Below are 11,042 nucleotides of genomic sequence, written 5' to 3'. Positions count from 1 at the left end.
CGCCAATGATAGATAGGAAGGTATTGATTGTCTTCTGACTGACTTGAACCGCTGCCTGTGTATGGCGCTCCTTACAAGCGTGGTAATAGGGCGAGTTGGCGGTTTGTGCCATTTTCACGTTCCTGCGCCACTTTTCAACTTCAGCTGCTTTCTTACCAAGAGCAACTGCGTCAAAGGCAAGTTTTCTGCAAGCCTCAACCATGCCCGTTGCCGGAACAACACGCACCAGAACCTGAACACCACCCTTGGCAATCTTTTCAATCAGCTTGTATTTCATTTCAGAGGCTTTGATGTCAGCAATCAGTCTTTCGACCGCTTCCATTGATTTCTGAAGAGCCTTCGTGTCTTCAGGATCAGGAGGAGGGGAAGCCTCCTCGATCAGGTTTTTCAGCGCTTTTGTTTCTGCTTCCACATCCGCTTCGAGCTTTTCCATAAACTCTTCGCGTTCTTTCTTGTTGGATTGCTTCTTCTTAAAATCAGCAAGTGCGTCCCAGGATTTCTTCGCTTCCATCTTCTGAATGGCAGCATTCGTTCGCTTTACCGTTTCAGCATCCATCTTCTTCTTGTCGTTTGCCTCACGGAAGGCATCCTGCATTTCACGCATATTATTCGTGATTTTGTGCAAGTATTGTGGATCTTGAAAACCATCAAGAAACGCCTCGCGCTCCGTTCGTTTAAACGTACAACCAGATCGTTCCAGCTTGCGATCCATAAGTTCGCGGGCTGAAAGCTCACTAAGTTCTTCCTTTTCCTCATCAGTGTTGAGAGGAAGATCAGGCTTGGCCATTGCGGCGAGGGGGCCTGTGGTAGCAGAAGAAGCTAGCTGCATTAAACCTAGAACAAGGGATTCAGAAAAGGCTTTATAATCCTTATCTTTGAGCGCTTTAACAGCAGTGCCGGTGTTGACACCTAAAACAAAAAAAGCCTTGATTGAAACACCAATCAGTTCGGTCTGGTCATTTTCATTTCCAGGACCAGGCGCAGGATCACCGTAGGCATATGCTTTGCTTTCATCCTTGAGAGTCAGTGCAGAATCTTGTTTACCCGTATCGACATGACCTTGAACGTCACCTGCTGCAAAAAAAGCCTCAGCAAGGGAGTCTGCGATAGAGCCGGGAATTTGCAAAACTGCATTCTCTCGCTCTTTGTTCGTTTTTGCTTGCGTTGCTAAGGCAATTTTCCGCGCAACTTGGTTGGCTTCAATAGCGACACTCACAGCGCCTGCAGCATAAGAAATATTCTGGAGCGTATCCTTATCTGCAGCGCCTTCAAACTCTATCTGGTCGGTGGTTTGGTGCTCTTCTTGCTCGTAGGTTTTGCCTGTTGCTTCCAATGCAAGCTTAAGTTGGCCAGCAACGATATCAGCAGCGTCTTGGGCAAAGGCGAGTGTGTTTCTTGCGTTCTTTTGTCTCTCCGAAAACTGGATACCTTTTTCTGCCATGGCTAGACCGCCATCCAGCAACGACGTGGACATCGTCAGTAAAGCTTTTTCCTCTTCGAAAAGCTTGTTTTGCCCCATCAGCTGCTCAACGAGCTGTGATTGGGCTGCTTCTACATTCTGGTAGCTTTTGATCTCGCAACTATATTCACCACGTCGGGCTGCCTCTTCCAGCACCTCTGCATCCGAAGTGTTTGCACCCATTTTGAACTCAGTCCGAAGGTCTCCGGCAATCTGATCCTGCTTCCCTTTCAGAACCTGACGTTTGGCTGCAATTTCGCGTTTTTCTGCTAGCGAACGAGATTGGTCTTCAAAGTTGGCAATGGTCAGCGCGCTACTGCCAAGACTTCCGGCCAGTGAGACGACATCACGCGCAAACCCAATGGCTTCAAGCGTGTTCTCATACTTTGAAGCCGTTTCACTATGTTGCTCCAACTTCCCCTCATAGATCTCAGAGGCACCCTGGAACATCTGCACAAATTGACTGTATTTATCCGGCACAATGTTGGAGGGAATGATCCCTTCACGAACCAGAGGTGTCCAAAGTTCCCGAGTGATATCTGCATCACTGAAAAGCCGTGTCTTCCCATCCTTCTTCTTCGCCGCAATCATCTCGGCCTGCCGCTCTAGGATCTTGCCGAAAGCGGCATTGAGCGCATCAACATTTTCGGATTGAATGAGAGGTGTTTCAGAAGTCACGTCCGCGTAGGAATCAACCTCGGTTTTCATATCGCCGGTCATAAAGTCCATTTTGCTTTTTTGCAGCTTACGCTTAAAAACATTTGGACTTCGGGCGAGTTCAATTTGAAAATCCTGAGCTTGGTGAATAACCGACTTATCTGCATCCAATTTGGCTAAAATATTGGTCAGTTCTGCAGATTTCTTCTCTTCGTTTTCACTATCAGATTCAAAGTTCTCCACGCCGCCTTGGGCCTGTGAGAGCCAGTCAATTTGAGACGGAGTTAACGTCATGACAAACTCCAGTGTGGGATCGTTTTCGATCCTTCTTGTTTTATCTTAGCCACCAAGAGAGAGCAGCTTCACTTCCAGCTGAATCAGCTCGGGACGCAGTATGTTCAGATCATTCGGCAGATCGCTGAAGGGGTGCCGCATATAGAGCTGAATGGCCTGACTGTTGTCCAGTTGCGCAATCAGTGGCCGCACTTGCCTTAGGGCATTTTCGCGGGCTTTCTTGCGCTCTTTCAGGTCTTTAGATTTGTCAGCAATAGTCGCAACTTGCTTAGGCAATTCTGCTAGGGCCAGTGGTTGAGAAATGCTCGACGAGAACTTCCGCAAAGCAGCGACATCCACCGCTTCTTCACCTGCATCCTGCTTGTCTTTCACTGCGTTGACAAAAGAGCTGTCGATATACTGCTTGGCTTTGATCAGGCGTGCGATGCATTTCTCTGAAAATGTCGAGATGTCTCGCGCAATGTCCTCTCTGAAGCCTGTTATTTCACCACGCATTGCATCCAGAGCACCTTCCAGCTCTTTCAGTTTAGCAAGGTTCTCTTTGTGCGTATGAGAAGCGTCAGACTGATCTTCCAGCTCCGCAATTTCCATGCGAAGTTCTTTCAAACGAGATGTATCGAACTTGCTGGGGTCAACACGATCAACCCCCTTGTAGTAAGCAAGGATACGATTGATGGAAATGTCTTCTGACGTCATCATATCGAGCTCAACCTTAAGCGGGCCGGATTTGGTGAGGAAGGCGTTCTTGGCTTCCTTCTGGTCTTTTTGTCGAGCAACACCCTTCTTGTAATCGTTTTCCAGCTTTTTGAAGTACTTCAGCTCTGTCTTACTAAAACGATCCGAATCTTTGATTTTTTCGCCTTTTTTCTCCATCTCGGCAAGCTTATGGAGATGGCTCAACTGTCCTTCCAGTTCGAGGACAAAACGGTCAACGCGGAAGATCAATCGATTCGCCAGATCAAGTGAATGAGCCAGTTCGTCGTTTGTGGTTGCGTTGTAGGCAAGGTCTTTCGCTTGATCGAAAAAGACATCCAGATCACCATGATATTGCTTGATCTGATCAGGCGCGAATAGGGAACCAAACATCTTGGCCAGGCTGGGATCAGCTTTCCCCATTTGTGCGAGTAGTTTGGGGATCTCTGTAAACTGGCCCTTTATGGTCTCAACTTTGGTGTCAAACAACTCCCGGTTTTTGATGGCCTTGCGAACACCCTCTTCGAGCGGATGTAATTGTTTGGCTTCCATCTCAGTGCATGAAGCCAGTGCTTTTTCGATGTTCATGGAGAGGGCTTCTTCTTCCAGATCATCGATGTCATCCGTGAGGCGCAACCGCTCTTCGATGTAATAAGCACCTTCCATGCCTTTCGAGATCTCGTCGATTTTCTCGCGTAGTGTTTTAAGTTTTTTAGTCAGCTTTTTATAAGCACCTGGATCCTTCTGAATACCGGAAAGGATTGCTTCAGCTTTCAGGAACTCCTCAACAGCGATATCTTCCACTCCTGTCACACCGGATGCTTTCAACTCATCAAGAAAGTCAAAGGTTTGAAGAAGGCTGTCGACTGTTTTTCGTGGAATTTCCTTCGCATCGTCGGGGCGACGTGGAATTTGGATCATCACGTCTTTTTTTAAGCCGGGGACATCACCCGCGCGTTTGATCGCACGACGTTCATCAGGTTTGGTGACCAGATTTCCCTGCTTGTCGTAAAGGACCAGTTTTTTCAAATCATCGCGGAAGCGCTCTGTACGCTCACCAAGCTGCGCCGCATCCCACCGCGCTTCTTTTCTCATGCTGTTCTTGTGTGCTGCGGAGGCTTTGAGTGAACTAAGCAGACTGCGAATGGTCGGGACCGTTCTTGAGGCGTCCGACATGTAATTATCAAGTGTGGTTTCAATGTCGCCAGCAGCGTCCGCAACACCGGAGTTTCGCAAACTTGTCGCCAGCTTTTGAATATGGTTCTTGAGCTGATCAAACTCCCCAACCGCAGCCATGGCCATCTCATTCTCATAAAGCAGGATTTCCCAGGCAGGATCGTCTTTGGGCACCTTCGCTGCTCTGACGTCCTTCAAGGTTTTTCCAAGGCGTGTTGCTGGTCCGGAAAACCCAATGCCGGTCATCGATTTGATACCCTGACCAACTTCCATGACATATGGCTTCAACTCAGCTGGAACAGGAGGTTCTGCTGGTTTGCTCTTGGCCGCGGCTACAACGCCTTGCCAAAGCGTCTGCATATCATCAACGGTGGATTCGGCATCTATCAGGCTGTTATGTGCACCATCCGTATCTTTGGTTTTGATCTCCAAAGCAGCGGTTTGAATGAGTGCTTTTGCGTTTTCATAGCTTTTGTCAAAAGCAATTGCTTCACTTGGATAATTCTCAAAATCTTTTTTATGTCCATAAATAGAGTTGAGACGTTCCAGAAGCTGCTTACTCTGGCTTGCAAGCGCTGCCAAAGCATCAGCATCGGTGTCTTCATTTTTATGAACAAAATGATCTTTAACGTCGGCCTTTAACTCAGAGAGTTGCGCAGTGACATCTTTGAGTTTTTCATCACTCTCTGCCTTTATGCGCTCAGCAGTTGCTTCTGTAACAGCCGCTTCGACTTTTTTGTCGTCTTCAGCTTTTGTCTTAGCTGTCGCCTGTGCAATCTCTTTCTCTTCTTTTTCTTTGATTGCTGCGGCTGTCTCACGCTCAGCCTCATCCTGTTCCTTAAAGGCCCAGCCGAGTGCTCTATAAACTGATTTCACCCATTCAAGTTGTTGGGGCGTTAGTTGATCGTCAGACATTCGAGGCTCCAATTGGTTTTATTATTATCGAGAACCACTAAACCTGTATTTTAGGTATTGAGCTCCTTAGGACAGGTGAAATTCTGAAGCAGCCTGGCTGAGAATGGATTGTTCACGCTGTTGGCCATGAGGTTGAAGGTGGCAAATCGATTTCCAAGCGTAAATCTCACCTTGTATTGATCGGGTAGCTCAGTTTTTGTCACGCTTGCCTTTTCCAATAAACGAAAGAGGGACCATGGTCCGCTGAGATTAATGGAGTTCGGTTCTCCGGCAATCGCAGGGAAAAATGCGAGACTTGCAGCTGGTACACCTTCGCCAGGCCAATTCAACTCAATCGGGCGTGTTGGACCATGCGCATAGCTCACTGTTGTCCCATCCACGGTGAGGGCAACTCTGGTTGATCCGACGTCCAGATCCAAGGGTGTCATCGTGAATGCAACAGATGGTTTATCCCCCCCATTTGTGAAATATGCGTTGCGAATATTGTTAGCTTTTTCGAAGACTTGAAGGCTGTCTTTTGAGACATCAATCTTGGCGTTGTCGCTCTCTCTCCATTTCCACGGTGTGGAGGAGGTATCGACGAATGATTTGATATTGGTATTGAAAAACGCTTCAATCTTGCCACCCGGTTTGAACAGGGTCGAAAAATCGTCCAGCATCACCGAAGCTTGCTGACCATTTGCCACCGGATAGCGGCCAGAAAGAGCATTGCTGCACAAAGGTAAAACCTCTGAATCCCAGGCTGCATTGATGGCTTTTTGAGCATCGTTTACGGTAACTTGTGAGGAGAACTGAAGCATTTCCAGTATCCAGCTTTGCAGCGGCATAGGAACGTTAGGTGCTTCATCCTTCAGTGTTTTAACCGCATCACTCCCGCCACCAAGAATATAGCTCAGGGCGTCTTGCTGAGTGTTGTTAGCCAACAATATCCGGTTAAGTTCACGATAAAGATCAGTGACCTTCATCAACAAAGCGTCGAGCGGAGTGGTGCCACTCCCTGACCCTAACGTGAAACTATCAAGAGGCTCAAAGCGCGCCTGCACAGAAGTGCCCGGTGGAACCGGTTTCGGGCCACCTTCACTCGTCGGAACAGCTTCACCAAGCACTTCAACAAGCTGCTGCTGTCTCAGGTTGGTGGTCGCGCGGGCTTCTTCCTGTGCAATACGAGCTGCGCCGCCTGCAACGTTCTGGGCAACGCCGGTAGCACTGGATGGAGCTTCAGTCCGTGTAAGCTGAGTTTGCTCAGCTACTGAGACGAGAAGATTACGGATAGGTGAATTCGGGCCGGAAGCTGTGTTAATGACGTCCGTCGCCTGCGACAGGCTTGTAAACTTCACAATGCGCAGGTCAGCCAGCATCGCATCCCACATGCGGGCGTAGTCATCCAGATAAAGCCCTAAAACGCCACGTTCGATACGGGTGACAGTCTCTTCTTTGTTTTCCAACTGACCGTTTGGACCGAGCACCCAGCTTTCTCGAACGAAGCTCTGAATGCTATCAACCAACTGAGGAAGGAACACACCACGGAAACCTTCATAAGTGTAAAGGCCAGGAATACCTTCGCTCAAAGGTTTGCCTGAGGACCGTGTGAAGACGCGAGTTACAGCAGATCCTGCAGCTTCGTCAGGACGCCACTCCGGCAGGCTTTGAGCGGCTTGTCCTGCTTTGATAAAGGAGTAAGCCAGCTCCGCGATTGGAGTTGCATTCAGAATCTCTCGAACCTGACTAACCAACTCTGTATTCACATCAATTCGCACCTTAAAGGGCTGGTCCAGCAACGCAGCAAGATGATTTGAGAGTTGGTCGCGCTCTGTCACTTGCCGAGGGTCACTGTAAAGGGACTGCCAATCAGTTTCTTCCCAACGCTGAATAACCTCCGGTTCCAGTGGACCTTTGTCTGCCAGTTCCAGATAAATCCGCAAGGCTTCAAACAGGAATTCTGGATTGTCGATATTTGCAACCATTTGCTGCTCAAGGCGGAGCATCATGCGTGGTCGCAAATAGCGCTCCAGTCCGTTGTGATAAAGCGCATCCGCATCCTCTGAAACATTCGGAATCTGGTTAAGACCCCAACGCTCATTTTGAGGTGGTTTCTCCTGCTGATCCGCAAAGCCGCCTGGCAGGTCTCGAAGGTAGTTCAACAACGGCAACACAGATAGATAGTTGGCATCATTGACGCGTACAGCATCAATTCGGTCAGCAAATTTGGGGTATTCTTTCAAGTCAGCTTGGGCACGGTTGATGATGTTTTCCTGGTTCATCTCATAGCTGATGACCCAAACCGTTGTCAAAAATGCAAGAACGATCACACAAGCAGCAAAAGAGAGGCGCTTGCGGATCTTCTGTTTGCGCATCACTTGCTTGCTCTCGCCCGCAAGGTTGCCTTCGCCAAAAATCAGGTCAAAGAACAAGCGCTCCAGAAAATACGCGTGTTTCTCGTAGGGAGCAGAGGGAAGTGCCTGTCGGCCAATCCCATATGCATGCGCAATCGAGCCTGCAAGCAAGTCAACAGGTTGACCTTCCTGGGTTGCAGAGGTGAAATAAACCCCACGCAGAAAGCTGCGGTCCTCATAGCGATTGGGACGGAACATCTCGGTCAGGAAATCATTCAGCACGGTTCGCAGCGAGGCCATTTGTTGCGGGAAGCTGAAGATCAGACTTCTGTGCTGTATGTCCGTTTCTTTATTCAAATAGTCGTAGACGCGCGAATTGAGCTGCTCCATGAGTAACTCATATTCCTCATCAAAATGACTGATCGCATTCTCGGAGGATTTGCCGTCATCAACGGGGAAGGTCATACCCCAGGCTTGGTGTCGCTCATCTCGGCCAAGGACTTGGAAGTAGTCGGCAAAACCGGCGATCAAATCCAGCTTAGTGAACATGACATAGATGGGAAAGCGAAGGCCCAGTTGCTTCTCAGCTTCCTTGAAGCGTTGTTTGACCGTCCGCGCCATATCCAGACGCTGATCCGAGCGCATTGTTGCGAGCTTTGCAAGATTGATCGCAATGATCATGCCGTTCAGCGGCTGACGGCGGCGGTTCTTCTTAATCAATGAAAGCAGCGTGTTCCAGCCAGAAGCATCGATGACCTCATCTTGGTCCTGCATGGTATAACGGCCAGCGCTGTCAACGATGATCGCGTTGTTGCTGAACCAGTATTCGCATTCTGCAGTGGGCTCAATCGTCGCTGCATCCACTTTCTGGCCCAGTTTGTGAGCCAGTGGAAACTTCATTCCAGAACGTAAAAGAGCAGTGGTCTTGCCGGATTCCTCTGGCCCAATCATCAGATACCAGGGCAGCTGATAGATCACCTTGCGGCCTAGTTTACCATCGACACTTGCTGTTTTGAGAATGTTCAGACTCTTCTCAACCTTGCCAGAGACCAGCGCTGCTTCATTCTTCGCCAGCTCTTCAGGATCGACTTCAGGCTCTTCTTCTTCCTCTTCTTCTTCGTTCTTGGCTTCTGCTTCTCTTGCTCGCCGGGAAAGGCGTCCAATATTGATCGCGGCCCAGATCATCAAAAGGCCCATGACGATCAGCATACGAACGACAGCCATCGCAAAAGGTTTTGCGCCGAAGATCGATAGACTTGGGCCATAAATCCAGATGACCGCACACAAGATTAGTGTGATAAGGAGCGTAACAAACCAAAAAGGGAAAAAGCGTTTGAGTTTCTTCATTGCTGGCCTCCCTGGCCAGAAGGCGGAATAAGCGTAATATCAATGCGCCTGTTCTGAGCACGCCCTTCAGCTGTTGCATTGGTTGCAATTGGATCAGCTGATCCTCTGCCGATGGCTTTGACACGTGTCTTGTCTGTCAGTCTGACCTTAATGAGATCTGCAACTGTCTGAGCACGTGCCTTGGATAGTGCAACGTTGTTCGGATAACGGGCATTTCGAATTGGAATATTGTCTGAAAAGCCAACTACATTGATGGTACCAGGCTGCGTGTTCACCGCTTCAGCCACACGATTGACGACTGGGATAAAGCGGGCAGTGAGCGTATCTCTAGCAGTAGCGAACATGCCAGAACCCGTCAGGCGTATAACCACATTACCTTGCACATCCATCACGATGACAAGACCCTGCCGGATCTCAGGAGCAAGGAACCTACTAACTTGCAGATAAGCAGGCAACGTACTGTTACGAACGACTTGAGGTGAGGAAGGTGTACTGGGTGTTGCTTGTTGTTGTGGCAAGTTCGGTAGGGCTGCTCGTGGCGGAGCAGGTTGGTGCGTCAGATCGATTGGGCTTGTGTTGATTAAAGATTCATACTGAAACGCAATGCGCTCACTTTTCTCTCCAAGCCAAAGCGCAAGCACAGCATAAATCAGCAGGGCTAGGAGTGCTGCTCCAAAGAAGATACCCCATACCGGAATAGACCACTTTAAAGGCCGATACGCATCTTCAACACCTCTCCAGTGAGGTGATAGATCAGTTTCCTGATCTCCTCGCAGCGAGCGAATGAGGCGTGATATGCCATAACGCAGGCGCGACATCGTATTGCTGCCTTGCGGCATGATCCGCAAGCGACCTTCAAACCCCAAAGAAATACAAAGATACAATAATTCCAGAAGATCTTTGTCACGACTTGGGTTGGCCTGCGTCTTCCTCAATAGATCATAAAATCGATCGCCACCGGACACGTCCTTGTGGAAGTTACTGACAAGGCTTTGCGTTGCCCAAATGCTGCGACTGCCCCACGGAGTATTGAGAATTATGTCATCAAGGGTTGCGCAGACCACATATCTGGCAATGCGAATGGTCTTAGAAGAAAGACCGTTTAGCATAGCGTTGTGTTCGAAAGAGCGGATCTCGGAAATAACATGAGAGCGCAGGGCATTCACATCACGATGCTGAGCGTGATTTCGCAAGCGGGCAGCTAAGGCCAACAAACTGGAGGCTGCTTTGATAAGAGGATTATTCCCAAGTGGGACGAATTGAATATCATCAGCGCCAAGGAACCAATAGCCTGCAGGCGTTTGCGCCGGAAGGTTGGTACTGCCAGCGTCAGGATGATCAGGATTGGGTGCATCAGTCGAGATGACAGTGTCGACTGAGTCCACCGAAAGGGCAGTGAAATCCTTCTTTGCCATAATCTCAACTCCTTAGTCCGTTAGCCGCTTATTGCTCTCTGATCGCCCAGAGTTCCATCACAAGTTTCGGGAAATCACCCGCGACATGCATCGCTAGACCGCCAGAAACACGGATTTCGTCCCAATGTGATGAGGCGGGATCCAGTTCGAAATATGCTGTGCCCGTGTGGTACGGGATCTGTCTTGGCGCGACTGGCAGTTGCTTCACTGCGATGCCGGCCAAAGCGGAATTCACAAAGTCTCGGATCTGTTCAACAGACCCAATCGTAATCTGCCCCGGGAAGTGTCGGTTGATCACTTCTGATGGCAGGTCAGCACTAACAGCAAGCACAAACCGAGCCGACTTGATCAGGCTGCGATCAAGCAGCATGCCAACACGAACGCCGTACTTGCGCTCTTCCAGCGGTATCGGCACGGCAGTCTGTTCCAGAACAGCAGAAAGGTGCTGTCGCAAATGAGCGATCACAGGAGCGAATGTCTCTGTCAGGGCTTCGTGTCGATAAGGCTGAAGTGTTGAGGGACGCCGGGCTGCAGCTGTAAATGTGGCAAGTTCACCAACCAGCTGGATCGAAATCCGGTACAGCGCTTCAGGATGGAGCGAGGGTGTTTGTGCAAAGTGGGCGTAGAGAGGTTCATAACGGTTGACGGTCTGCAAAAGCAGAAAATCCGAAATCTCTGCAACACCCTTACTGCCGGAGTTTGAAACTCGCCCTGCAAGCGCATCTGCTCGGTGGCTCAGCATGCCCCAGATCT

Annotated in this window: 5 protein-coding genes; all 5 read right to left on the bottom strand. The window is 49.4% G+C overall.

Annotated features, from left to right (window positions below; genetic code table 11):
- On the bottom strand, positions 1-2,410 hold a 2,410-nt coding region (locus PPL9_RS25190; protein ID WP_208989623.1), incomplete at its 3' end, for a hypothetical protein.
- 45 nt (positions 2,411-2,455) lie between these two features.
- Entirely contained in the window at positions 2,456-5,194 is a 2,739-nt protein-coding gene (locus tag PPL9_RS25185) for a hypothetical protein (RefSeq protein ID WP_057465271.1), read from the bottom strand.
- Between the two features lie 50 nt (positions 5,195-5,244).
- Positions 5,245-8,874, bottom strand: a complete 3,630-nt coding sequence (gene tssM, locus PPL9_RS25180) for a type VI secretion system membrane subunit TssM (protein ID WP_057465270.1) — start codon at positions 8,872-8,874, stop codon at positions 5,245-5,247.
- Positions 8,871-10,289 carry a type IVB secretion system protein IcmH/DotU gene (gene icmH, locus PPL9_RS25175; protein WP_057465269.1) on the bottom strand — a complete coding sequence of 473 codons (1,419 nt, stop codon included), beginning with the start codon at positions 10,287-10,289 and terminating at the stop codon, positions 8,871-8,873. Before icmH ends, tssM begins: the two co-directional genes overlap by 4 nt.
- Before the next feature lie 28 nt (positions 10,290-10,317).
- On the bottom strand, positions 10,318-11,042 hold a 725-nt coding region (gene tssK, locus PPL9_RS33730), incomplete at its 5' end, for a type VI secretion system baseplate subunit TssK (protein ID WP_208989622.1).

This window comes from Pseudovibrio sp. POLY-S9 (assembly GCF_001431305.1).
GTDB lineage: Bacteria > Pseudomonadota > Alphaproteobacteria > Rhizobiales > Stappiaceae > Pseudovibrio.
Note: the sequence above shows the minus strand (reverse complement) of the source record. Positions and strands in the feature narration are given on the sequence as shown.

Bases quoted from the DNA above. Each gene is read 5' to 3' on its own strand.
- PPL9_RS25185 (WP_057465271.1), bottom strand. From the start codon at position 5,194: ATGTCTGACGATCAACTAACGCCCCAACAACTTGAATGGGTGAAATCA.
- tssM (WP_057465270.1), bottom strand. From the start codon at position 8,874: ATGAAGAAACTCAAACGCTTTTTCCCTTTTTGGTTTGTTACGCTCCTT.
- icmH (WP_057465269.1), bottom strand. From the start codon at position 10,289: ATGGCAAAGAAGGATTTCACTGCCCTTTCGGTGGACTCAGTCGACACT.